The 22,830-nt window shown below is 39.5% G+C and carries 24 protein-coding genes and 1 pseudogene; 23 read left to right on the top strand and 2 right to left on the bottom strand.

Annotation, left to right across the window (positions count from 1 at the left end; translation table 11 throughout):
* The 16 genes from GZ996_RS12195 to GZ996_RS04805 form a co-directional block, all read left to right on the top strand.
* Window positions 1-150, top strand: a 150-nt coding sequence (locus tag GZ996_RS12195) for an IS3 family transposase (protein ID WP_162011462.1), incomplete at its 5' end; no start/stop codon positions are given.
* A gap of 130 nt (window positions 151-280) precedes the next feature.
* The gene (locus tag GZ996_RS04875; protein ID WP_162011461.1) at window positions 281-856 is read left to right on the top strand and encodes a thymidine kinase; all 576 of its coding nucleotides are present in this window, start codon (window positions 281-283) and stop codon (window positions 854-856) included.
* A 17-nt stretch (window positions 857-873) separates the two neighbouring features.
* Window positions 874-1,347: a GNAT family N-acetyltransferase gene (locus tag GZ996_RS04870; protein ID WP_162011460.1), complete on the top strand. Its 474-nt coding sequence runs from the start codon at window positions 874-876 to the stop codon at window positions 1,345-1,347.
* Window positions 1,348-1,592: 245 nt separating this feature from the next.
* The gene (gene prfA / locus GZ996_RS04865; RefSeq protein ID WP_162011459.1) at window positions 1,593-2,672 is read left to right on the top strand and encodes a peptide chain release factor 1; all 1,080 of its coding nucleotides are present in this window, start codon (window positions 1,593-1,595) and stop codon (window positions 2,670-2,672) included.
* Complete coding sequence (prmC, locus tag GZ996_RS04860; protein WP_162011458.1) at window positions 2,672-3,502, top strand: peptide chain release factor N(5)-glutamine methyltransferase; 831 nt, start codon at window positions 2,672-2,674, stop codon at window positions 3,500-3,502. The genes prfA and prmC overlap by 1 nt, the downstream gene beginning before the upstream one ends.
* Entirely contained in the window at window positions 3,492-4,100 is a 609-nt protein-coding gene (locus GZ996_RS04855) for an L-threonylcarbamoyladenylate synthase (protein WP_162011457.1), read from the top strand. The genes prmC and GZ996_RS04855 overlap by 11 nt, the downstream gene beginning before the upstream one ends.
* Window positions 4,097-4,612: a GNAT family N-acetyltransferase gene (locus GZ996_RS04850; protein ID WP_162011456.1), complete on the top strand. Its 516-nt coding sequence runs from the start codon at window positions 4,097-4,099 to the stop codon at window positions 4,610-4,612. The genes GZ996_RS04855 and GZ996_RS04850 overlap by 4 nt, the downstream gene beginning before the upstream one ends.
* A complete protein-coding gene (locus GZ996_RS04845) occupies window positions 4,613-5,005 on the top strand; it encodes an NUDIX domain-containing protein (RefSeq protein WP_162011455.1) in 393 nt (130 codons plus the stop codon).
* A gap of 11 nt (window positions 5,006-5,016) precedes the next feature.
* Window positions 5,017-5,463, top strand: a complete 447-nt coding sequence (locus GZ996_RS04840) for a GNAT family N-acetyltransferase (protein ID WP_162011454.1) — start codon at window positions 5,017-5,019, stop codon at window positions 5,461-5,463.
* A 22-nt stretch (window positions 5,464-5,485) separates the two neighbouring features.
* Window positions 5,486-6,226, top strand: a complete 741-nt coding sequence (locus tag GZ996_RS04835) for a PHP domain-containing protein (protein ID WP_162011463.1) — start codon at window positions 5,486-5,488, stop codon at window positions 6,224-6,226.
* Window positions 6,227-6,255: 29 nt separating this feature from the next.
* Window positions 6,256-7,095, top strand: a complete 840-nt coding sequence (locus GZ996_RS04830) for a metallophosphoesterase family protein (protein WP_161980531.1) — start codon at window positions 6,256-6,258, stop codon at window positions 7,093-7,095.
* An 85-nt stretch (window positions 7,096-7,180) separates the two neighbouring features.
* Window positions 7,181-8,431, top strand: a complete 1,251-nt coding sequence (gene glyA / locus GZ996_RS04825; protein WP_161979423.1) for a serine hydroxymethyltransferase — start codon at window positions 7,181-7,183, stop codon at window positions 8,429-8,431.
* 8 nt (window positions 8,432-8,439) lie between these two features.
* Window positions 8,440-9,414 carry a nucleoid-associated protein gene (locus GZ996_RS04820; RefSeq protein WP_156806629.1) on the top strand — a complete coding sequence of 325 codons (975 nt, stop codon included), beginning with the start codon at window positions 8,440-8,442 and terminating at the stop codon, window positions 9,412-9,414.
* A complete protein-coding gene (locus GZ996_RS04815; RefSeq protein WP_156806628.1) occupies window positions 9,414-10,022 on the top strand; it encodes a lysozyme family protein in 609 nt (202 codons plus the stop codon). The genes GZ996_RS04820 and GZ996_RS04815 overlap by 1 nt, the downstream gene beginning before the upstream one ends.
* A 13-nt stretch (window positions 10,023-10,035) precedes the next feature.
* Window positions 10,036-11,751, top strand: a complete 1,716-nt coding sequence (locus GZ996_RS04810; RefSeq protein ID WP_162011453.1) for an ABC transporter ATP-binding protein — start codon at window positions 10,036-10,038, stop codon at window positions 11,749-11,751.
* 1 nt (window position 11,752) lies between these two features.
* A complete protein-coding gene (locus GZ996_RS04805) occupies window positions 11,753-13,468 on the top strand; it encodes an ABC transporter ATP-binding protein (protein WP_161980533.1) in 1,716 nt (571 codons plus the stop codon).
* Here the strand turns inward: GZ996_RS04805 and GZ996_RS04800 are convergent.
* Window positions 13,465-14,366: pseudogene (locus GZ996_RS04800) on the bottom strand (helix-turn-helix domain-containing protein). The gene GZ996_RS04805 and the pseudogene GZ996_RS04800 sit on opposite strands and share 4 nt — an antisense overlap.
* A gap of 73 nt (window positions 14,367-14,439) precedes the next feature.
* On the bottom strand, window positions 14,440-15,390 hold the full coding sequence (locus tag GZ996_RS04795) for an IS30 family transposase (RefSeq protein ID WP_162011452.1): 951 nt from the start codon (window positions 15,388-15,390) through the stop codon (window positions 14,440-14,442).
* A 406-nt stretch (window positions 15,391-15,796) separates the two neighbouring features.
* Here GZ996_RS04795 and GZ996_RS04790 point away from each other — a divergent pair, with 406 nt between their 5' ends.
* The 7 genes from GZ996_RS04790 (at window position 15,797) to GZ996_RS04760 (ending at window position 22,755) form a co-directional block, all read left to right on the top strand.
* The gene (locus GZ996_RS04790; protein ID WP_162011451.1) at window positions 15,797-17,887 is read left to right on the top strand and encodes an AAA family ATPase; all 2,091 of its coding nucleotides are present in this window, start codon (window positions 15,797-15,799) and stop codon (window positions 17,885-17,887) included.
* 169 nt (window positions 17,888-18,056) lie between these two features.
* On the top strand, window positions 18,057-19,133 hold the full coding sequence (locus GZ996_RS04785) for an aspartate-semialdehyde dehydrogenase (RefSeq protein WP_156805114.1): 1,077 nt from the start codon (window positions 18,057-18,059) through the stop codon (window positions 19,131-19,133).
* Between the two features lie 128 nt (window positions 19,134-19,261).
* Window positions 19,262-20,197 carry a 4-hydroxy-tetrahydrodipicolinate synthase gene (gene dapA / locus GZ996_RS04780; RefSeq protein ID WP_162011450.1) on the top strand — a complete coding sequence of 312 codons (936 nt, stop codon included), beginning with the start codon at window positions 19,262-19,264 and terminating at the stop codon, window positions 20,195-20,197.
* A gap of 15 nt (window positions 20,198-20,212) precedes the next feature.
* On the top strand, window positions 20,213-20,716 hold the full coding sequence (locus GZ996_RS04775; protein ID WP_161979171.1) for a GNAT family N-acetyltransferase: 504 nt from the start codon (window positions 20,213-20,215) through the stop codon (window positions 20,714-20,716).
* A 77-nt stretch (window positions 20,717-20,793) separates the two neighbouring features.
* Window positions 20,794-21,132, top strand: a complete 339-nt coding sequence (locus tag GZ996_RS04770) for an ATP cone domain-containing protein (protein ID WP_156805117.1) — start codon at window positions 20,794-20,796, stop codon at window positions 21,130-21,132.
* A 59-nt stretch (window positions 21,133-21,191) separates the two neighbouring features.
* On the top strand, window positions 21,192-21,419 hold the full coding sequence (locus GZ996_RS04765; protein ID WP_161979170.1) for a DUF1858 domain-containing protein: 228 nt from the start codon (window positions 21,192-21,194) through the stop codon (window positions 21,417-21,419).
* Window position 21,420: 1 nt separating this feature from the next.
* The gene (locus tag GZ996_RS04760; protein WP_161979169.1) at window positions 21,421-22,755 is read left to right on the top strand and encodes a DUF438 domain-containing protein; all 1,335 of its coding nucleotides are present in this window, start codon (window positions 21,421-21,423) and stop codon (window positions 22,753-22,755) included.
* Window positions 22,756-22,830 lie beyond the last annotated feature (75 nt).

Raw genomic sequence — 22,830 nt, 5'->3', positions numbered from 1 at the left:
GAGTCCTTACGGCTCTTTCCTCCTAATAACAGAGATGAACTCATCCAACAAATTAAAGAATACATGGACTGGTATAACTATGATAGACCACAAGAAATATTAAAAGGTATGACCCCTATGGAATTCAGGGAGTCATACCTTACTAACTAATGTTCTTTTTTACACTGTCTATTTTAGACGGGGCTTGACAAATCGGTCTCTTTTTTTAATTCCATAAGTGCTATATTTTTCTCTTTATGGTAAAATAATAAGGATACTATGTGAAAGTGGGAAGTGTGTTTTGGCACAGTTATATTATCGCTACGGCGCTATGAATTCAGGGAAATCTATTGAGATTCTCAAGGTTGCCTACAACTATGAGGAGCAGGGGAAACCTGTTATCCTGATGACGTCAAGTCTAGATACTCGCGATGGTGTTGGTTACGTTTCTAGCCGAATTGGGATGAAGCGTGAGGCTTATCCCATCAGTGCAGATACGGATATTTTTGGTTTTATTAAATTGCAGAGCCCACAACCTTATTGTGTTCTGATAGATGAGGCGCAATTTTTGACACGGGCAAATGTCTATGATTTGGCTCGTATTGTTGATGAATTGGATATTCCAGTGATGGCTTTTGGTCTTAAAAATGATTTTCGAAACGAGCTCTTTGAAGGTTCTAAGCACCTGCTTTTATTAGCGGATAAAATTGATGAGATTAAAACCATTTGCCACTATTGTAAGAAAAAAGCAACCATGGTTCTTCGAATGGAAGATGGTAAGCCAACCTATGATGGGGCACAAGTCCAAATCGGTGGTAACGAAAGCTATACATCAGTCTGTCGAAAACATTATTTTAATCCACCGATTGATGAGTGATTCCATGGGAAATTATGATGGTTGTTAAGTTAAAAGATGTCACTTTACAGAATTATTGGGATGTATTATCTCTAACGGTTTCAAAAGAACAGGAGGAGTTTGTAGCACCTAATGCTGTCAGCTTAGCGGAAGCTTATGTCTATGAGAAAAACGGTGATGCTATTTTCCCGCTTGCTATCTATGATGATAACAAGCTGATTGGTTTCACCATGCTTGCTTACGATGATAAAATTGGTATAAGTCAAGGGAATTATCTTCTCTTTCGTTTGATGTTTGACCAAAATTTTCAAGGACAGGGGTATTTTAAGTTAGCTATGGATGCTATTTTAAAATGGATAGCATCGGATACCTTGAGAACAGCTAACTATCTCTGGATTTCTTATGAACCAGAGAATACACATGCTCAGTTATGTTATCTTACTTATGGCTTTTTAGAAACAGGGGATAAGCTAGATAACGAGATTGTTGCCTTATATCGATTAACGAATTAATAATTTTTTGAAAGGAACTGAATATGCCTACAAGGCTTAGGAAAAAGATAATTCTTCCTAGAAGCAGGAGCTTCTTCGTCAGGATTCCTATTTTCCGTTGCCTTGTTTAACGGCATTAATATCTTAGAAAGGAATCGAATACGGGCTAAAAGCATCGGAAAAAAGATAGACGTTCCTTGTGTGCAAGCACACGGCGTCAGTCTCCTATTTTTCTCTTGCTTTTAACGCCCTTAATATCTTATATTATGAACATTTATGATCAATTACAGGCGGTGGAAGACCGTTATGAAGAACTTGGAGAGTTGTTGTCTGACCCTGATGTGGTGAGCGATACGAAGCGTTTTATGGAATTATCGCGTGAAGAAGCGAACACGCGTGAGACTGTGACAGCCTACCGTGAATACAAACAAGTTATTCAAAACATCGCTGACGCAGAAGAAATGATTAAGGATGCCGGAGGCGATCCTGAATTAGAGGAAATGGCCAAGGAAGAGTTAAAACAATCTAAGGCGGATAAAGAAGTCTACGAAGAAAAATTGAAAATCCTTCTCTTGCCAAAAGATCCGAATGATGATAAAAATATCATCTTGGAAATCCGTGGTGCAGCTGGTGGTGATGAAGCAGCTCTCTTTGCAGGTGACTTGTTGACCATGTACCAAAAATTTGCGGAGAGCCAAGGCTGGCGCTTTGAAGTCATGGAGGCTTCTTATAATGGTGTCGGCGGTATCAAAGAAGTGGTTGCAATGGTATCTGGTCAATCTGTTTATTCAAAACTTAAATACGAGTCAGGTGCTCACCGTGTGCAACGTGTTCCTGTGACAGAAAGTCAAGGTCGTGTTCACACATCAACGGCGACAGTTCTTATCATGCCTGAAATCGAAGAAGTTGAATATGATATTGACCCGAAAGACCTTCGTGTGGATATTTACCACGCTTCAGGTGCTGGTGGTCAGAACGTCAATAAGGTTGCGACAGCCGTTCGTATCGTTCACTTGCCAACCAATATCAAGGTTGAAATGCAGGAAGAACGGACACAACAGAAAAACCGTGAGAAAGCGATGAAAATCATCCGTGCGCGTGTGGCTGACCATTTTGCCCAAATTGCCCAAGATGAGCAAGATGCCGAGCGTAAATCAACCATTGGTACAGGTGACCGTTCTGAGCGTATCCGTACTTACAACTTCCCACAAAACCGTGTGACCGATCACCGCATTGGCTTGACCCTTCAAAAATTAGATACCATTTTGTCTGGTAAAATGGATGAAGTCGTTGATGCGCTAGTGCTTTATGACCAAACACAAAAATTGGAGAAACTAAATAACTAATGACTTACGCCAACCTTATCGCGCAACTAGAAGAGCGCCTTGAGCAGCTTGGTGAGGAGAGAGAAGGTCTGGTCTATGTCTTTCAAGCCTTAAAGGGATGGACAAAGACCGACCTTGTCTTGCATTTACGGCAAGCTGTTACAGATGCTGACGAGGCATTGTTTCACCGAATTTTTGAGCAACTAAGCCAGCAAATTCCACCTCAGTACATCACAGGTAAGGCTTACTTTGGGGAGCTTGAGTTAGCGGTTGATGACCGTGTACTGATTCCTCGCCCTGAGACAGAGGAGCTTGTTGATTTGATTTTAAGGGAAAATAGCGGAGCAGACCTGCGAGTTTTAGACATTGGTACAGGAAGCGGAGTGATAGCCTTATCCCTAAAAAAAGCCCGACCAGAGTGGCAAGTGACAGCCAGTGATGTTTCACCAGAAGCCCTTAGCCTTGCTCGTGAAAATGCGCAAGCCAATCAACTTGAGGTGACTTTTATTCAATCAGATGTATTTTCAGCTATTGAGGGTTCCTTTGATATCATCGTGTCTAATCCGCCTTATATTTCCTATGATGATAAAGATGAAGTCGGGGGCAATGTCTTATCATCGGAACCCCACCTTGCCTTGTTTGCGGATGAAGATGGCTATGCCATTTACCGTCAGATTATTGAGCAGTCCGCAGCTTACCTAACGCCTAAAGGGAAGTTGTACTTTGAGATTGGTTACAAGCAGGGAGCGGGCTTGACAACTTTATTAAATAAGGTTTTTCCAGAAACCCGTGTGCGCGTGCTAAAGGATATGTTTGGCAAGGATAGAATGGTGGTTTTAGATGGCAGATAATGATTTCGTCAAGATTTTAGAGGGAAGCGGAGCGCTGGTTTTGCCTACCGAGACAGTCTATGGCCTTTTTGCTAAAGCACTTGACGAATACGCTGTTGAACGTGTCTATGCCCTAAAACAGCGTCCAAAAGACAAGGCCATGAACCTAAATGTCGCTGATTTTGAGACGATTTTAGCTTATTCTAAGAATCAGCCACCCTATCTCAGAAAACTCTATGACGCTTTTTTACCAGGACCTTTGACCATTATTTTAAAGGCTAACGATAAGGTTCCAACTTGGATTAATTCAGGTTTACCTACAGTCGGTTTTCGCGTGCCAAATCACCCTAAAACCTTGGAATTCATCCGTTCTCAGCAAGTCTTAATTGGACCTTCTGCCAATATTTCTGGTAAGAGCAGTGGCACGGTTTTCAAAGAAATTTTAAAGGATTTTGACAATCAAGTAACAGGTTATGACGATGATCATGTTTTGACAGGTCAAGATTCCACCATTTTAGACTTATCTGGAGAAAAGGCTCGCATTCTAAGACAGGGTGCGATTACTAAGGAAGATATCATCTTGCAAGTTCCAGAGATTGTTTTTGAGGATAATGCATGAAAATCATTTCGGTTACCCCATTTAGTTCAATAGCGAGAGACATTAGAAATCTATATTTTGCCTCTTTTCCCAAGGAAGAACGGTTGCCCTACTGGTTTTTACTCTTGAGAAAGGCAGAATTTCTTGCTTACCTTGACCAAGAAAAGCTAGTTGGTTTTTCCTACACCGTAAAAGGTCTGTCTTGTGATTTCTTACTGTTTCTGGCTGTTGCTGAAAGTCATCAGTCACAAGGTTACGGCACCGCTATTTTACAAAAGGTAAAAGAAAAAGCTGGTGGAAAGCCTCTGATTGTGACCATTGAACCTCCTTTTGAGGTTTCAGAAAATGCAGAGCAGAGATTACGACGACTAGCTTTTTATGAGAAAAACAGTTTTACATTAACAGACCATTTTTATCAGGAAAATTCAGAAACCTATCAAATTATGACAACTAAACCACCTTTTGATAAGAATGGTTTTTCAAAAGATGTTAGCAGATTTTTCTTAGGAATTGTCAAAACAAAGGTGAATTAAATGAGAGCAAGTGTGATTTTATTGGATAAGTCAGGACAATTTATGATTCTGATTAAGCGAATAAAGCCAGATAAGACTTACTTAGTTTTTCCTGGCGGTGGTATTGAGGCTGGTGAGATTCCTAGACAAGCTGCCCTAAGGGAATTGTCGGAGGAATTGGCTATCCAAGTTCCTGCGGAAGCGATTAAGGCTGAAAAGCAACAGGAAGATGGTTGGATTTTTCTCATTCAGTCGCAAGAAAGTGTTGGTCCTTTGGCTATTCATGGTGAAGAAGCGGAGCGCTCAATGCCAGAAAATCGGTACTTACCAAAGTGGTTTTCTTTGGAGGAAATCGCAGAGCTGACGATTTTTCCCGTGATTGACAGAGAATGGCTCGCTAGACAACTGAATTAAAGGAGCAAGTAATGACAGTGCAAGTAACCCTCAGACGATTAACCCTATCAGACGCCCCACAACTTCAAGTGATTAGTGAAACAGCGCTTGGTTATCCTTTTTCCTTGGAAGAGACTGAGAAGCAGCTTGAGAGATGTTTAGCTAATGACAGCCATTTCTTGATTGGTGCAGTAGATGAAACTGACCAAGTGATTGGCTATGTTCAGGCACAAATTTATGAAGCCATCTATTCGGAAAGAGGACTTAATGTTTTGGGTTTAGCTGTATCGTTAGCCCATCAAGGACAAGGGATTGGGCGTTTACTAATGGAAGAACTAGAAAGACAAGCTCTTGAAGCTGATTTAGCCTTTATTCGCTTAAACTCAGGATCCCATCGCTTAGAAGCGCATGCATTTTACCGAAAAATCGGCTACAATGGCGATAAAACCCAAGTGAGATTTATCAAGAAGTTAAAATAGGTCAAAGGAGACTCTCGTTATGATACAAGATAATCATTTGCATACTAATTTTTCTTATGATTGTGAGGAGACTTTCGATAACTATTTGCCAGTTATGACAGAGGGATTCGTGACTACAGAGCATTTTGATTTGTCGAATCCTTATTCTGGAAATGATGATATTCCTGATTATGAAGCCTACTGTGAAAAAATCTCAATTTTAGAAGAGCAGTTGGGAATTAGGATCAAAAAAGGCATTGAAATTGGTTATTATCAGCCACGAGAGAATGATATTTTAGATTATTTATCCGATAAGCAGTTTGATTTAAAACTGCTATCTGTTCATCATAATGGCCAGTTTGACTATCTACAGAGAGAATTTGTTTTTCCACTAGGTAAAGACAATATTATCCCTAGGTATTTTGAAGCGCTAGAATATGCTATTGGACGTGTTGAGGCGGATGTACTAGCACATTTTGATTATGGCTTTAGGCCATTTGAAATAACTGTTGAGGAATTAAAAGAATATGAACCACAGTTGATTCGTATTTTTGAGAAAATGATGCGGTTTGGTTTAGCTTTTGAAATTAATAGTAAAAGCATGTACCTTTATGAGCATGAACAGCTTTATCGCTATGCTTTAGATGTGTTGAAAAAACTGGGATGTACCTCGTACTTTATTGGTTCAGATGGTCATAAATTAGAGCATTATGCTTTGTATTTTGATAAAGTGTCAGATTTATTAGTCGAATACGGCATTACTTCTGAAATGTTAATTCATTAACCTTATAGAAAATTATCAAGGAGTTTTACATGCTAAAAATAGCTGTTTTAGGGGACATTCATGGAAACACCACGGCATTAGAAGCTGTACTGGCTGATGCTAAGGCGCAAGCTGTTAATGAGTATTGGATTCTTGGAGATTTATTGCTGCCAGGGCATGGACGAATGGAGCTCTTCAATTTACTTAATGAGGTTAATCCAACTATCAAGGTTCGAGGGAACTGGGATGATTGTCTCTTGGAAGTTTTGAATGGTGATGTTGGTATTGAGGATTGTGAGGAAATCTACCTCAATCGTCTGGTGCAATATGCCATGGAAGAGTTAACGACAGAATCTGTAACGAGTATTCGAGAAACTCCCATGCATGTTATGATTGACAGAGAAGGGATTTCTTTTAGTATCTCCCACCAATTACCTGAAAAAAATTATGGATGGGAGCTTGGTCCGACAGCAAGTCAAGAAACGATTGATGCTTTTTTTGAAAATTATCCCTGTGATGTAGCGATTTATGGGCACACCCATATTCCTGTTCTAAGATACAGTAGTAAAGGGCAACTATTGTTCAATCCTGGTTCGGTTGGTAACCCTTTTTTCCCTTGGGAAAAGTTGCGACATGACCTACGTGCCCAGTATGCGATTTTGACGGTAGATGAGCATGGCGTTTCTATTGACTTCCGTAAGGTTACTTATGATGTTTCTTTGGAAGTTAAATGTGCCAAAGAGAAAAAACTCCCTTTTGTTGATTTGTACCAATCACAGGTTGAAACAGGCGTTAATCGCGTACACGACAGAGAATGGATTACAACAGTGATTGAAGAAAATCATTATTTAGACGATGTGAAAGGTTTTAAAGATAACTTATTAACCTAAATGATTTTCAATGATAGTATTGGCAAAATTTGGCATAAAATAGTAGTATTACCGTATACCTCTGTTAGATAAAAGGAGAACAAAAATGATTTTTGATAAAGTAGATTACAAGGCATTTGATCCAGAATTATGGCAAGCTATTGAAGTTGAGGAAGACCGTCAGCAGCACAATATTGAATTGATTGCTTCTGAGAATGTGGTCTCTAAGGCAGTTATGGCTGCACAAGGTTCTGTTTTAACCAATAAATATGCCGAGGGCTATCCAGGCAAACGCTATTATGGTGGGACAGACTGTGTTGATGTGGTGGAAAATTTAGCTATTGACCGTGCTAAAGAACTCTTTGGAGCTCAGTTTGCTAATGTGCAGGCGCATTCAGGTAGTCAGGCCAATGCAGCAGCCTACATGGCTTTGATTAAACCAGGTGATACCGTGCTTGGTATGGACTTAGCAGCGGGTGGTCACTTGACACACGGTTCTCCAGTGAATTTCTCTGGAAAAACTTACAACTTTGTGGGTTACTCTGTCAATCCTGAGACAGAGCAATTGGACTATAATGCCATTTTGGAACAGGCTAAATCTGTGCAACCAAAACTGATTGTTGCAGGTGCGTCAGCTTATTCACGCACCATTGATTTTGCCAGATTCCGTGAGATTGCTGATAATGTAGGTGCAAAACTTATGGTAGACATGGCGCACATTGCTGGTCTTGTCGCAGCTGGTTTGCATCCAAATCCTGTGCCTTACGCTGATGTGGTAACCTCAACGACCCACAAGACCCTTCGCGGGCCTCGTGGTGGCCTCATTCTGACCAATGATGAAGCTTTAGCTAAGAAAATCAATTCAGCAGTGTTTCCAGGTTTGCAAGGTGGCCCACTAGAGCATGTGATTGCGGCTAAGGCAGTTGCCTTCAAAGAGAATCTAGATCCTGCTTGGAAAGACTATGCTCAGCAAGTCATTGCCAACTGTCAGGCTATGGCGGACGTTTTCAATCAACATGACAAGTTCCGAGTCATTTCAGGTGGTACAGATAACCATGTCTTTCTGGTTGATGTGACAAAGGTGATTGAGAACGGTAAGCAAGCACAAGACCTTCTGGATGAGGTCAATATTACCCTCAACAAAAATAGCATTCCTTTTGAAACGCTATCGCCATTTAAAACCTCTGGTATTCGTATCGGAACAGCGGCTGTGACCAGCCGTGGGTTTGGCGAGGCAGAGTGCCAAAAAGTTGCCGAACTCATTATCAAAGCTCTTGAACATCATGATCAGGAAACAGTCCTAGCAGAAGTGCGTCAAGAGGTCCGTGCTTTGACAGACGCTTTCCCATTGTACTAAGGTGAGTTATGCTAGATTTATACATCAAAAAAATAATCATCCATCAATTTACGCCAGATGATACGGAATTAGTTTTAGCGGACAATCCTTTGGTTTTGACCCCTCGGATTGATGACTATTTCAGAAAGAAATTATCTAAAGTTTTTTCAGATGAGGCTAAGCGTGGCCAATTTGAGGCTGACAATGTCTTCTTGTCTTACTTGACCGACGATTTCATGGCGACTTCAGTGAAAATAGCAGAGCTCTGGAAGGAAGAATTTGTGATTTCCGAGGATCAAAAAACCAACGACTTGGTCTTTATCCAGTTTGATCGAGATGGCGAGGAGTATTTTGCCTTTCTTCGAGTCGGACTCAAAGAGAACTTCACGCATATTTCAGGCGACAGCGACAGTCCCATCAAGGTCACGCAAAATAATCTCCCATCAGCTGCCCAGACACCAGACGAAGCCCTGCTGATTAACCGAAAAACACATCAGTATTATTTAATCGAGAAGCGGATTAAGCATAACGGGTCTTTTGCTAATTATTTCTCTGAAAATCTCTTGCAGGTCAAGCCTGAGCAGTCTGTCAAGAAATCCATTAAGCAAGTGGAGCAGGTGGCACAGAAGGTGGCTGACAGCTTTAATAAGGATGATTTCGCCTTCCAATCAAAGGTTAAGACAGCCATCTTTAACAATTTGGAAGAGCAAGAATTGTCTCCAGAAAAATTGGCTAATCAGCTCTTTGACGATAATTTGACGGCTCGTTTGACCTTTATTGATGAGCTAAAAGAAACCATTCCAGAGCCAATTAAGATGTCGGATATTGATAGTTCACGTCAAATTAAGAAACTAGAAAGTCAGAAACTCTCTTTGTCAAATGGCATTGAGCTGATTGTTCCAAATAATGTCTATCAGGATGCGGAAAGTGTGGAATTCATCCAAAATAATGATGGTACCTACTCCATTTTAATCAAGAACATACAGGATATTCAAAATAAATAATGTTAAAAAAAATAAGACGCTTGATAGTCCTGTTACTAATGCTAATGATTGGCTGGCGCGGGTATCAAATCTATGGCCATGTGAAAACCGTTTTGACATATCGTGATATGGTAAGAGAAGTCTTAGCTGAGAATGATACTATTGCTAATGAAGACTTGATTCTAGCCATGATTTACACGGAAACTAAGGGACAGCAGCAAGATGTGATGCAGTCCAGTGAAAGTTGGTCTGGACAGATGAATGTCATTACAGACAGTCGCGAAAGTGTCCGTCAAGGCGTATCAGTCCTGTCGGAAAATCTACTATTAGCAGAGTCGTATCAGGTTGATGAATGGACAGCAGTTCAGGCTTACAATTTTGGTGCCCCCTACATTCGTTATGTGGCAGAACACGGTGGACAAAACAGCGTCGCTCTTGCAAAAAATTATTCAAGAGAGGTGTTGGCACCTAGTTTAGGTAATACGAGTGCTGAAACCTACACCTATAATAATCTTATCGCTTTGCTCAATGGTGAACGGAAACTCTATAAAAACGGTGGTAATTACTACTACTCGAGACAGGTTCACTTTAACCTCTTTCTGATTAAGGTATTCAGTCTGATGGCATAGGAGGAGCAGGAAAATGAAACGATTAGGAATCTATTTTAAAGGGTATTTAAAAGAAACGCTTTTAGGCCCACTATTTAAACTTTTGGAAGCATCATTTGAACTACTGGTTCCTTTGGTGCTTGCCAAAATTATGGACGAAACCATTCCAAATAATGACCAAAATCATCTATTTCTGATGATTTTTCTCTTAGGAATGCTATCTGTTATCGGCTGTGTGGTAGCTATTACAGCTCAATATTTTTCAGCCAAAGCAGCGGTTGGTTTTACGCAGAAATTAAATCAAGATTTATTTGAAAAAATCATGTCTCTTCCACAGGAAGAACGAGATAAAATTGGAACGTCAAGCTTGGTAGCTCGTTTGACAAGTGATAGCTTGCAGGTTCAGTCAGGCATCAACATGTTTTTACGGCTCTTTTTACGTTCTCCGTTCATCGTTTTTGGTGCTATTTTCATGGCTTTGACCATTGATCGTGGCATTACCCTTTGGTTTTTGCTCATGGTGATCGTACTTTTCCTCATTGTAGGCATAATGAGTCGTTTGTTAAGTCCAATGTATCTAAAACTTCGCCAACAATTGGATAAGATTGTTTCTTTAACTAGAGAACAAATGCAGGGCATAAGAGTGATACGTGCCTTTAATCAGACGGAGCGAGAGATCGTTGATTTTAGTCAGGCTAACGCAGATTATACTCATCAGCAACTAAAAACAGGGAATCTTTCTATTCTAGTTACCCCTTTAACCTATCTTGTGGTAAATATGACCTTAGTCATTGTGATTTGGCATAGTGGCGTTAAAATCGGAACAGGTTTACTGTCTCAAGGAATGCTAGTTGCCCTTGTTAATTACCTGTTACAAATTTTAGTTGAATTGATTAAATTGACCATGTTAGTGACAACGCTTAACCAATCCTTTATCTCAGCTCAACGTATCTCCTCTGTTTTTGATTTAACATCAGAGGAAATACAGGCTGAATTAAAACAGGAAACCTCCTCACACGCCTTAGTTGTGGAGGATGTCACCTTTACATATCCAAATGCTTCTGGACCTTCTCTTAATCAGATTCATTTAAGTATAGAGAAGGGTCAATTTTTGGGAATTATTGGGGGAACTGGTTCTGGGAAGTCAACTTTTGTCAAAATGATTAATGGTCTCTACCGACCAACTCTAGGTAGCTTTGCTATTTTTCAAAATGGACAAAGTCCAAGGTCACTAGGCGAGTGGCGTGACTGGGTTGCCCTTGTTCCGCAAAAAGCAGAGCTGTTTAAAGGAACGATTCGTTCAAATCTCACCTTAGGCTTACATAAGCCTGTTAGTGAAGATGAGCTTTGGCAGGCACTAGAACTGGCGCAGGCTAGTGATTTTGTCCGTGAGAAAGATGGACAGTTAGATGCTGAGGTAGAGGCCTTCGGACGAAACTTTTCTGGAGGTCAAAGGCAGAGGCTGACAATTGCAAGAGCTATTTTGAAGAAAGCACCATTCCTAGTTTTGGATGATGCGACTTCAGCTCTTGATTACCTCACAGAAAGTCGTCTTTTATCTGCTCTTCGTGAACAATTATCTGATACCACTTTAATCTTAATTTCGCAAAGGCCAGGAAGTCTGTCTCAGGCAGACAAGATTTTAGTTCTTGATAAGGGACAACAATCTGGACTTGGAACTCACCAAGAATTATTGTTAGAAAATGAAATTTATCAAGAGATTTGCAAATCACAGGAAAGGGAGGGGTAGCATGTTTAAACGATTGATGAAAGATTTACTGGCTAATCCTTGGTTAGTATTTGCCATTCTCCTATTGACCATTACTCAGGTGGGATTGACCATTTATTTACCGATTTTGATTGGTGAAGCTGTTGACAGCGTGGTTAAGCCAGATGCTTTGTCTCTTTTATCTAGCTTAATCTTGCAAATGCTACTTGTTATTTTGGCCAATACTGTGGTGCAATGGATTGCACCAATATTGTATAATCGGCTTATCTTCACTTATATCCAAAGGCTTCGTCAAGCTGTTATCACAAAGGTTCATCAGTTACCGATTGCTTACTTAGACAAGCGTGGTGTGGGAGATATGGTGAGTCGATTAACAACCGATACGGAGCAATTGAGCAATGGTCTCTTGATGATTTTTAATCAGTTTTTAATTGGTGCTTTAACGATTGTAGTCTCTATCGTAACCATGGCAACATTAGACCTTGTGATGTTAGGCTTGGTTTTAGTGTTGACCCCATTGTCGCTCTTTTTAGCACGCTTTATTGCTAAAAAATCATATCGCCTATATCAGAATCAAACGCAGTCACGTGGCCTACAAACGCAGCTCATAGAAGAAATGATTGGGCAAGAAAGTCTTATTCAGTCTTTCAATGGTCAAGCGCAAGCCATTTCCCAATTCCAAGACATCAATGATCGGTATGCTGAGCACTCACTAGGAGCTATTTTCTATTCCTCAACGGTTAACCCTTCGACGCGATTTGTGAATGCTCTTATCTATGCTCTGTTGACTGGTGTAGGTGCCTATCGCATTATGTCTGGAACTTTCACGGTTGGTCAACTGACAACATTCCTTAATTATGTCAATCAATATACCAAGCCGTTTAACGATATTTCTTCGGTTTTGGCAGAATTGCAGAGCGCTTTAGCCTGTGCGGAGAGGTTGTATGCTATTTTAGATGAGCAAAGTTTAGTAGATGAGGGACAAGCAGAGCTAGGTCAGAACTTACTGCAAGGTCATGTTAGTTTTGACAAGATTTCGTTTGGTTATCCTGATAGCCAACGCACCTTAATCAATAACCTTTCCATTGACATTCCAGCAGCAAGCAAAGTAGCAGTAGTAGGTCCAACTGGAGCTGGAAAATCAACCCTAATCAATCTATTGATGCGGTTTTATGATGTGACAGGTGGTCAGATTTTATTAGATGGACAGCCATTGACAGACTATAAGCGTGCCGATTTCCGTAGTCAGATTGGTATGGTCTTACAAGAAACCTGGTTAAAAAATGGCACTATACATGATAATATCGCCTATGCCAAACCAGATGCGACAAGAGAAGAAGTGATTGCAGCAGCACAGTCTGCCAATGCTGATTTCTTTATTCGCCAATTACCAAAAGGATATGATACCGTACTAACTGATGGTGGTGACTCCTTATCTCAAGGTCAGCGTCAGCTATTAACCATTGCCAGAATCTTTGTCAAATTACCACAAATGTTAATCTTGGATGAAGCGACGTCATCTATTGATACGCGAACAGAGATTTTGGTCCAAGAAGCTTTTGAAAAGTTGATGGAAGGCAGAACCAGCTTTATCATTGCGCACCGGTTATCAACCATTCAATCAGCTGATATTATCCTTGTCATGGTGGATGGCAATATCGTTGAGCATGGCAATCATGCCACACTCATGAGCCAAAAAGGGGTCTATTATCACATGCAGATGGCTCAAGCAAGTTAGAAATCTAACAGAACAAGTGACTTCTCGAACATTCGGGGTCCCTTTTCAAGTTCTTGAAGGTAATCTTCAATTTTAAGGAGCATGATGTGATTACCATAAATGCTAAACAAATCCCTTGCTTGTAGATAGTAGCCTTTAACTTTTTCAACGTCCATGAAATGCCTACCAGCATTTCCAACAATAATCAGTAAGAGAGCAAGTTGATGACTGGTCTCTTTTTCTTTACAGATAGCAATCGTTTCTAAAGCAAGCTCAGCAGCTTCCCTGTATTGAGCATTTAATTGTAAATGATGAGCATAGTTGTAACGTGCCTTAAGATAGCCAAAAAGATATTCTTGATTAGTTAGATCTTTTTCTTGATAGAGCTTCATTAGCCTATGATAAATCTCTTCATAATCTTCACATCGTTCAACCTCATCATAAAAATTTGCCAAAGTATTTAGGATTTTCAAGTAAATATCTGTTTGATGATTAATCTGCTTCGATAAGATTTCTAGGGTATCTATAGCTTCATCTTTCTTATAATTGGAGTAAAAATCAATCATTGCTTCGACCCATGTTAAATAGGCTTTGTCCTCTACAGATAAGAAATGCTTATTGTTTTTTTCTAATTGGAGTAAATAGGCTAAATCGTTGTAATTGCGATCGTTAAGCAATTTTTCAGTCAATCTTTTAAATTCTAAGAGATTAGACTTGACCTTGATGTCATCATTAAAGAAGTAGTCCATTGATACTTGAAGACGTTTGCCTAATTGATAGAGGAGGTCTGCCGATGGCATGTAGTTACCACGCTCAATTTACTAATCTGGCTTTGTTCGCAAATGCCATCTGCTAAAGCTTTTTGTGATAACTTCAGCTCTTTTCGTTTAGATTTAAATTTGTCGGCTATCTGTACCATAACTATTTCCTCACTGTCTTCATTGCAATAAGTATTATATGACTAAAATGGCTTTTTTTAACTACCTCATTTGTCAAATTAAGTTAGACATTTTCAAGTTAGTCAGAAAAACTTGATATGGTGTTTGATAGTTCAATGATTTCCTAGGAATTCTATTTCTTTTATCAGCTATAGCTGATAGACATTTTTGAGAAATACCCTTGAAGTCCATCTGCTTAGGAAGTCCGTGCCGTCTTAATAGACCATTAGAATGTTCATTAAGACCTCGTTGACCCGGACAGCCTGGATCCGCAAAGAAAATGTCAATGTCATGTTTATTGGAAATGGATTTCCAATTGGAGAACTCTTTCCCGCAATCAAAGGTAATGGACTTGAAGAGATGTCTTGGAAACTGTGACATCCACTTGCTGACAGATTCCTCAATGTCACTCGCTTTTCTTCCATTTGTTTGAAGTGTGATAATCGCTTTTGACTGCTTCTCAACCATCGTAATAACAGCACTTTTATGATTCTTGCCAACAATGGTGTCCCCTTCAAGATGACCGAATTCACTTTCGAGCTCTGGATACATTTCAGTCCGCTCACGAATATTTCTGCGAAAAGCTTGTTTTCCACGCGTTTCTTTCTTCCCATTGGGGTTTCGTTTCCCTTGCCAGGGGAAATCATTTTTATGGAAGATGCCACGGTCAGCTAAGCGATAGAGGGTTCTCATAGAACAAGGGATGCGCTCAGGATAGGTACCTTTTATCACATCGAAACTCCAATCTAATTCTAAATATGATTGGATAAAGTCTTGTACTGGTTTTGTGAGTTGAGTGTTTTTCCGGCCACAACGCTTCTTGTTGGTTTGGTAACGCTCATAATAGTCATAAGCCGAATGACCAGTTTTCAGAAAAGAAAGAACATTGTAAATCGTTTGTCGTGATCTGCCAAGTGACTTTGAAATGTCGCAAACTTTCTTACCTGCTTGGTAATATGCCTCTATCATTACGAGTTCGTTTGTGGTAAGATGAGTGTAGGTCATTTATGTTAGTCCCTTTCAGACAAATGTGGTAGTTTATCTGAGACTAACATAGATGGCTTTTTCTGTCTAGCTTAATTTTACAACGCGGGACAATTTGGGTTTACAAAAATTCTGAACAAAATATTTGACCTTTACTGACCAAAGGTATATAATACAATTATAAGGTTAGAAAATACCTTATCATCTCCACTTAGAGATTAATGATTTGAGTGGTGGAAGTAGAAAACTTTTAACGAAAGAGGTGGCTCAGATGGATAGTCATTTTAATTTTAAAATAAAGGTCAGTTTTGGTCAGGAATATCAACCTGAGCCCGAAATTATTAGACGACTTGACTACTTTCTAATTTTTTAGATAAAAGGTCAGTTTTAGTCAAACAAACGCAGTGCTAGCTAAAAGGAGATAACAATGAGAAATAATGATTTTAACAATTTTAATAACATGGACGATATTTTTAACCAATTGATGGGAAACATGGGTGGTTATCGCTCTGAAAGCCGTCGTTATATGATCAATGGACGCGAAGTCACACCAGAAGAGTTTGCTATCTATCGCCAGATAGGTAAATTACCTCAAGCTGAGGGAATTGCACCAGAGAAAGGTGCTAGGATGAAAGAAGATGGCATCCTTGCAAAATTAGGAACAAACCTAACCGAAGAAGCTCGACAAGGTAATCTTGATCCAGTTATTGGCCGTAATAAGGAAATTCAAGAAACTGCTGAAATTTTAGCCCGTCGTACAAAAAATAATCCTGTATTAGTTGGCGATGCTGGTGTTGGTAAAACAGCAGTTGTTGAAGGACTAGCACAGGCTATCATAGCTGGTGATGTTCCAGCTTCAATCAAGAATAAAGAAATTATCTCTATTGATATTTCTGGATTAGAAGCTGGCACTCAGTACCGAGGAGCTTTTGAAGAAAACATTCAAAACTTAGTGGAAGAAGTGAAAGCAGCAGGAAATGTGATTCTCTTCTTTGATGAGATCCACCAAATTTTAGGGGCAGGTTCTACTGGCGGAGATTCTGGTTCAAAAGGCTTAGCAGATATGATAAAACCGGCACTCTCTCGTGGAGAATTGACTGTTATTGGTGCAACAACACAGGATGAGTACCGTAATACTATCATGAAAAATGCCGCTCTCGCTCGTCGTTTCAATGAAGTCAAAGTTAATGCACCGTCTGCAGAAGATACGCTTGCTATTTTGAAAGGCATTCGTTCTCTTTACGAAGGACACCACAACGTTCTGTTACCTGATGAGGTGTTGAAAGCAGCAGTGGATTACTCTATTCAATATATCCCACAACGTAGCTTACCAGATAAGGCTATTGACTTGGTTGATATGACAGCTGCTCACTTAGCAGCCCAACATCCTGTGACAGATATTAAGACGATTGAAGCGGAAATAGCAAAGCAAAAAGCGAGACAAGAAGATTTTGCAGCTAGAGAAGATTATGAAAAAGCCCTTCAAGCCAAAGTTCGTATTGAAGAATTAGAAAAACAGATGGCTAATCACACTGATAATCAAAAAGTGACAGCTGGCATCAATGATATTGCTGAATCCGTAGAACGATTGTCTGGTGTGCCTGTTTCACAAATGGGAGCATCTGATATTGAACGACTCAAAGAAATGGCTTATCGTCTCGAAGGTAAGGTTATTGGACAGGACCAAGCAGTAGAAGCTGTTGCCAAAGCTATTCGACGCAATCGTGCCGGTTTTGATGAAGGTAATCGTCCGATTGGCTCCTTCCTCTTTGTGGGTCCAACAGGTGTTGGTAAAACAGAACTTGCCAAACAGTTAGCGCTTGATATGTTTGGGACGAAAGAGGCTATCATACGATTAGACATGTCAGAGTATAGTGATAAAACAGCAGTTTCCAAATTGATTGGGACGACAGCGGGCTATGTGGGCTACGATGATAATAGCCATACCCTAACAGAACGGGTACGCCGAAATCCTTATGCTATCGTACTTTTGGATGAAATTGAAAAAGCAGATCCACAAGTTATCACCCTTTTGCTTCAAGTTTTAGATGATGGTCACTTAACAGATGGACAAGGAAATACAGTTAATTTCAAAAATACAGTGATTATTGCAACGTCAAATGCCGGTTTTGGTTATCACCCTTCTGGAGAAAAAGCAGAGCTTCCAATTATGGATAGAATTGCACCATACTTTAGACCAGAATTTCTCAATCGCTTCAATGGTGTTATCGAGTTCCATAGTTTGACTAAGGATGATTTGAAGAAGATTGTTGACCTTATGCTTGACCAAGTTAACCAAACCTTAGCTAAAAAAGCCATTACCTTGACGGTAACTGATGACGTTATTGATTATCTAACGGAAGCAGGTTACGATGAAACAATGGGCGTTCGACCACTTAGACGTGTGATTGAAAATGACATTCGTGACAAGGTGACAGATTTCTATCTAGACCATACAGATGCTAAAAACTTAGTAGCTGAAATCGTTGACGGGCAAGTGGTGATAAAAGAAGCCTAAATGTTGATTAAATGAAAAGTTCTCAGGTTTTGGGAACTTTTTCATTTTGTACAACTTTTTTTGAGTTTTCAACTTTTCAAGGTTTAGCTATTGTAGTATAATAAAATTTGTATAAATTGTTAGAATATTTTGAAAGTAGCTCTGCTATTTCTCAAATGAAGGAGACTATATGGGATATACTGTTGCTGTTGTTGGTGCCACTGGTGCTGTCGGAACACAAATGATTAAAATGTTGGAAGAGACAACCCTTCCTCTTGACAAGGTTCGTCTATTGGCGTCTGCACGTTCGGTCGGTAAAACATTGACGTTCAAAGGTCAGGAAATCGAAATTGAAGAAACGACAGAAACAGCTTTTGAAGGAGTTGACATTGCTCTCTTTTCAGCTGGTGGTGGGACATCTGCTAAGTTTGCTCCTTATGCGGTCAAAGCGGGTGCAGTTGTGGTTGATAATACCTCCTATTTCCGTCAAAATCCCGATGTACCATTGGTGGTTCCAGAAGTTAATGCTCACGCCATGGATGCTCACAAGGGAATTATTGCTTGTCCAAATTGTTCAACGATTCAAATGATGGTGGCTCTTGAACCGATTCGTCAGCGCTGGGGTCTAGACCGTATCATCGTGTCAACTTATCAAGCGGTATCAGGTGCCGGGGCAACAGCTATCCAAGAAACGTTAGGTCAATTGCATGAAGCAGTTGTTGATGGTGTTGACCCTAAACATCTGACTGCTAAAATTTTACCGTCCGGTGGTGACAAAAAGCATTATCCGATTGCTTTTAATGCTCTACCGCAGATTGATTTGTTTACAGACAATGACTACACTTATGAAGAAATGAAGATGACCAAAGAAACCAAGAAAATCATGGAAGATGATGCTATTAAGGTTTCTGCAACCTGTGTTCGCGTCCCTGTTTTGTCTGGTCATTCAGAGTCAGTCTATATTGAAACGATTGATCCAGCTCCAATTTCAGATGTCAAAGAAGCGATTGCTAATTTCCCAGGTGCAGTTCTGGAAGATGACGTGGCTAACCAAATCTATCCTCAAGCGATAAATGCTGTTGGTCGTCGTGAAACATTTGTTGGTCGTATTCGTAAAGATTTGGACGCTGAGAATGGCATTCACATGTGGATTGTTTCGGATAATCTTCTTAAAGGCGCTGCTTGGAACTCAGTACAGATTGCTGAAAGCTTACATGAACGTGGCTTGGTACGTCCGACAAAAGAACTTGTTTTTGAGTTGAAATAAGTCATCAGTTAAGCTGGGCTGAGTATGTCTTTGTTCTGGCTTTTTGTCTAATTAGTAGAGGGATTTTGAGATGTTGATTTGAAGTTAAGTATGTCTTTTCAAATACCTTATTGAAAAAGGAGAATTGTATGTCTATCCAGGATTTAAGAAATGCAAAAATTATTACAGCCATGGTAACCCCATTTCACGAGAATGGCTCCATTAATTTTGATGCCTTACCGGCTTTGGTGGAACATTTGCTGGCACATCACACAGAAGGAATTTTATTGGCTGGGACAACGGCTGAAAGTCCAACTTTAACCCATGATGAAGAGTTGGAGTTATTTGCCGCTGTTCAGAAAATTGTGAACGGTCGTGTGCCGCTCATTGCTGGTGTTGGAACCAATGACACACGAGATTCCATTGAATTTGCTAAAGAAGTAGCTGAGTTCGGAGGTTTTGCTGCCGGTCTGGCTATTGTTCCCTATTACAATAAACCTTCTCAAGAAGGCATGTACCAGCATTTTAAAGCTATTGCGGATGCTAGTGATTTACCAATTATTATTTATAATATTCCAGGTCGTGTTGTTGTTGAAATGACTCCTGAAACCATGCTTCGTTTGGCAGAGCATCCCAATATTATTGGGGTAAAAGAATGTACCAGTCTTGCTAATATGGCTTATCTTATTGAACACAAACCAGAAGATTTCTTGATTTATACTGGTGAAGATGGGGATGCTTTCCATGCTATGAACCTTGGTGCAGATGGGATAATTTCTGTAGCATCACATACCAATGGTGATGAAATGTTTGAAATGTTGCAAGCGATTGAGAATAACAATATAAAAAAAGCAGCAACTATCCAACGTCAATTTATTCCAAAAGTCAATGCCCTCTTCTCTTATCCGAGTCCTGCACCAGTTAAGGCCGTTCTTAACTACTTAGGTTTAGATGTAGGACCGTTGCGTCTGCCATTAGTAGCTGCACCAGAAGAAGACGCCAAACGTATCATTAAGGTAGTTGTTGATGGAGATTATGAAGCAACACGCGCAACAGTAACAGGCGTTGTACGACCAGATTACTAAGGAGAAGTTGAGTTGATGATTATCAGAAGAGCAGAGTTAAAAGATGTTCCTCAGATTATGGATATTTGTAGTCGTGGTTGGCAAGAAACTTATAAAGATTTAGTCCCACACTCCTATATCGATCAAGTGATTGAAGAGTATTATAACGAAGAACGTGTTACTAAGGATGTTCTGGACAACAGTCCCTATTATCATGGCTACTGGGTTGCAGTAGAGGATGACAAGGTTCTGGGTTGTATCGGTGGCGGCATTGACGATAATAATGAGGGACATATTTATGTTCTCTACGTTGATCCTAATTTAAAACGTCGCGGTATTGGTAGTCATCTAGTCGATGCTTTCACAGCCTATCAAAAAGAAACTTATGGGATAGAGCAACAATGGATTACCTCTGCTATGGAGGGAAATCAGATTGGTTTGTCTTTTTATGAAAAGCAGGGCTTTGTCTTCCAATACGCTACTGAAAGTAAGCAAGATCCCTCATTTCCTAAAGGGGTTCATCTAAAACGTCAAGTTTAGCACAGAAAAGCTTGACAAATCATGAAAACACTTGCATAATGTAAGTAAGATGAAAATTTATGAAAAGAGGTGTTTTTATGCAAATTATAAAACGTAATGGACAAGTTGCTGACTTTGATCCTGAAAAGATTTACCAAGCCATTATTAAGGCTGCTCAAACAGTTTATGTGATTGATGATACATGGCGTCAAAATCTTACTCAAGTAACTAAAAAAGTAACGATTGATTTAGAAGATGCACAAGTTGAACGCCCAACAATCAGCATGATTCAATCATGTGTTGAAAATCGTCTTATGGATGCCGGTTATATCAACATCGCAGAGCACTATATTGCGTATCGTTTGCAACGTGATTTAGAGCGTAACGGCTACGGTGATAGCATTGTTGTTCATTTAAGATTTGAACAAACAAAATAAGTATTTAGGAGCCTAGGCTCCTTTTTGACTTTCGTTCTCAGCTATAAAAAGGAGTAGTAATGAATAGTGTTGATTTAACGATACCAGTTGCAGAAGTGATTAAAAAGAATCCAGAACTCAAAGATATTTTGATTGAGCTAGGTTTTAAACCACTAGCTAATCCAGCCATGTTAAATACAGTCGGCAAAGTAACCAGTTTAAAAACTGGTTCTAAGATGATTAACCTCTCTTTAGAAAAAATGAAACGTACCTTAGAATTTCATGGTTATGAAGTGATTGGAGATTAAGATGGTAGATAATCGCATTGATGTTTTAAAATCAATTCTTCTGGACCTGCATCATGGAGCGAGTCCTGAAAGTGTTCAAGAACAATTTGACAAACATTTTAAAGGAGTGTCAGCTTTAGAAATTTCAATGATGGAGCATGAACTGATGTCATCAGATACTGGGATTACATTTGAAGATGTCATGAGCCTCTGTAATGTTCATGCTAATCTCTTTAAAGGAGTTATTTCAGATGTGAACGTTCCAGATAGTGAGCAAGAAGGTCACCCTGTTTATATTTTTAAACAAGAAAATTTAGCTTTGCGTGCAGCTATGTTACGTATCCGTAGAATTATAGACAACTTATCCCAACCTGATAGCATAGAATTTCGAGATGAGTTGATAAAGGGACTTACTCATCAAGTTGGATTATTGGGCCAATTTCATCATCATTACACGCGTAAAGAAAAACTCTTCTTCCCGATTATGGAACGTTATGGACATGATGCGCCTCCAAAGGTCATGTGGGGAGTAGATGATGAGATTCGTGAGCTCTTTAAAAATTTCAAAAATTCAGTTGAACAATTACCTCCATATGATATCAATGATGTTTCATACCTTTTTGAAATTTTTGCAAAAGAATTTGAAGAAATGATTTTCAAAGAAGAAGCCATACTACTCATGATTTTATTAGAAACCTTTAATCAAGATGATTGGCTTTCAATTGCTAGAGAGAGTGATACTTATGGCTATGCTATTATAAAACCGACCGCTCAATGGCTTCCACACCGTGAGTCTTTTGAAGAAAAAAATACTGATAAAGAAAAATTAAGAGAGGGCTCAGAGGACAAAACGACTACACGTACCATTGATACTCCAGAAGGAACTTTTACTCTTACTTTTGTCCCTAAGGAAAGAGAAGAAGTTATAGACAGAACGACTCCTCAAATCTTTGGGAATGGCTACCTATCTGTTGAGCAGGCAAATCTGATTCTCAATCATTTACCTTTAGAAATTACTTTTGTCAATAAGGATGACATTTTCCAATATTATAATGACAGTGTGCCAGCAGAAGAGATGATATTCAAACGTACCCCATCACAAGTAGGACGGCATGTAGAGCTCTGTCATCCCCCTAAAGTCCTTGATAAGGTTAAGAAAATTTTTCAATTATTGCGAACTGGACAAAAAGATAAGGTCGTTATGTGGTTCAAGTCGGAAAAACTTGGTAAATTTGTCCATGTTACCTATGCGGCAGTACGTGATGATAGAGGAGAATTTCAAGGAGTTCTCGAATATGTTCAAGAAATTCAAGACTTTTTTGAATTAGATGGAGATGTTATGCGTGATATCAAATAAAATTAAGTATCCACAATGTGATGTCTAGACAATAAATTTATGCTTTACTCTCTTTATTCAATGAAAAATATTGTT

The organism is Streptococcus sp. S784/96/1, from assembly GCF_902729355.1.
GTDB classification, from domain to species: domain Bacteria; phylum Bacillota; class Bacilli; order Lactobacillales; family Streptococcaceae; genus Streptococcus; species Streptococcus caledonicus.
This window is presented reverse-complemented; position numbering and strand designations above follow the sequence as displayed.

What these genes read in the sequence shown, in the direction of transcription:
- GZ996_RS04855 (WP_162011457.1), top strand. Translation starts at nt 3,492, where the DNA reads ATGGCAGATAATGATTTCGTCAAGATTTTAGAGGGAAGCGGAGCGCTG.
- dapA (WP_162011450.1), top strand. Translation starts at nt 19,262, where the DNA reads ATGTCTATCCAGGATTTAAGAAATGCAAAAATTATTACAGCCATGGTA.
- GZ996_RS04850 (WP_162011456.1), top strand. Translation starts at nt 4,097, where the DNA reads ATGAAAATCATTTCGGTTACCCCATTTAGTTCAATAGCGAGAGACATT.
- GZ996_RS04790 (WP_162011451.1), top strand. Translation starts at nt 15,797, where the DNA reads ATGAGAAATAATGATTTTAACAATTTTAATAACATGGACGATATTTTT.
- GZ996_RS04830 (WP_161980531.1), top strand. Translation starts at nt 6,256, where the DNA reads ATGCTAAAAATAGCTGTTTTAGGGGACATTCATGGAAACACCACGGCA.
- GZ996_RS04845 (WP_162011455.1), top strand. Translation starts at nt 4,613, where the DNA reads ATGAGAGCAAGTGTGATTTTATTGGATAAGTCAGGACAATTTATGATT.
- GZ996_RS04760 (WP_161979169.1), top strand. Translation starts at nt 21,421, where the DNA reads ATGGTAGATAATCGCATTGATGTTTTAAAATCAATTCTTCTGGACCTG.
- prmC (WP_162011458.1), top strand. Translation starts at nt 2,672, where the DNA reads ATGACTTACGCCAACCTTATCGCGCAACTAGAAGAGCGCCTTGAGCAG.
- GZ996_RS04820 (WP_156806629.1), top strand. Translation starts at nt 8,440, where the DNA reads ATGCTAGATTTATACATCAAAAAAATAATCATCCATCAATTTACGCCA.
- prfA (WP_162011459.1), top strand. Translation starts at nt 1,593, where the DNA reads ATGAACATTTATGATCAATTACAGGCGGTGGAAGACCGTTATGAAGAA.
- GZ996_RS04775 (WP_161979171.1), top strand. Translation starts at nt 20,213, where the DNA reads ATGATTATCAGAAGAGCAGAGTTAAAAGATGTTCCTCAGATTATGGAT.
- GZ996_RS04815 (WP_156806628.1), top strand. Translation starts at nt 9,414, where the DNA reads ATGTTAAAAAAAATAAGACGCTTGATAGTCCTGTTACTAATGCTAATG.
- GZ996_RS04765 (WP_161979170.1), top strand. Translation starts at nt 21,192, where the DNA reads ATGAATAGTGTTGATTTAACGATACCAGTTGCAGAAGTGATTAAAAAG.
- GZ996_RS04785 (WP_156805114.1), top strand. Translation starts at nt 18,057, where the DNA reads ATGGGATATACTGTTGCTGTTGTTGGTGCCACTGGTGCTGTCGGAACA.
- GZ996_RS04770 (WP_156805117.1), top strand. Translation starts at nt 20,794, where the DNA reads ATGCAAATTATAAAACGTAATGGACAAGTTGCTGACTTTGATCCTGAA.
- GZ996_RS04870 (WP_162011460.1), top strand. Translation starts at nt 874, where the DNA reads ATGGTTGTTAAGTTAAAAGATGTCACTTTACAGAATTATTGGGATGTA.
- GZ996_RS04840 (WP_162011454.1), top strand. Translation starts at nt 5,017, where the DNA reads ATGACAGTGCAAGTAACCCTCAGACGATTAACCCTATCAGACGCCCCA.
- glyA (WP_161979423.1), top strand. Translation starts at nt 7,181, where the DNA reads ATGATTTTTGATAAAGTAGATTACAAGGCATTTGATCCAGAATTATGG.
- GZ996_RS04810 (WP_162011453.1), top strand. Translation starts at nt 10,036, where the DNA reads ATGAAACGATTAGGAATCTATTTTAAAGGGTATTTAAAAGAAACGCTT.
- GZ996_RS04805 (WP_161980533.1), top strand. Translation starts at nt 11,753, where the DNA reads ATGTTTAAACGATTGATGAAAGATTTACTGGCTAATCCTTGGTTAGTA.
- GZ996_RS04795 (WP_162011452.1), bottom strand. Translation starts at nt 15,390, where the DNA reads ATGACCTACACTCATCTTACCACAAACGAACTCGTAATGATAGAGGCA.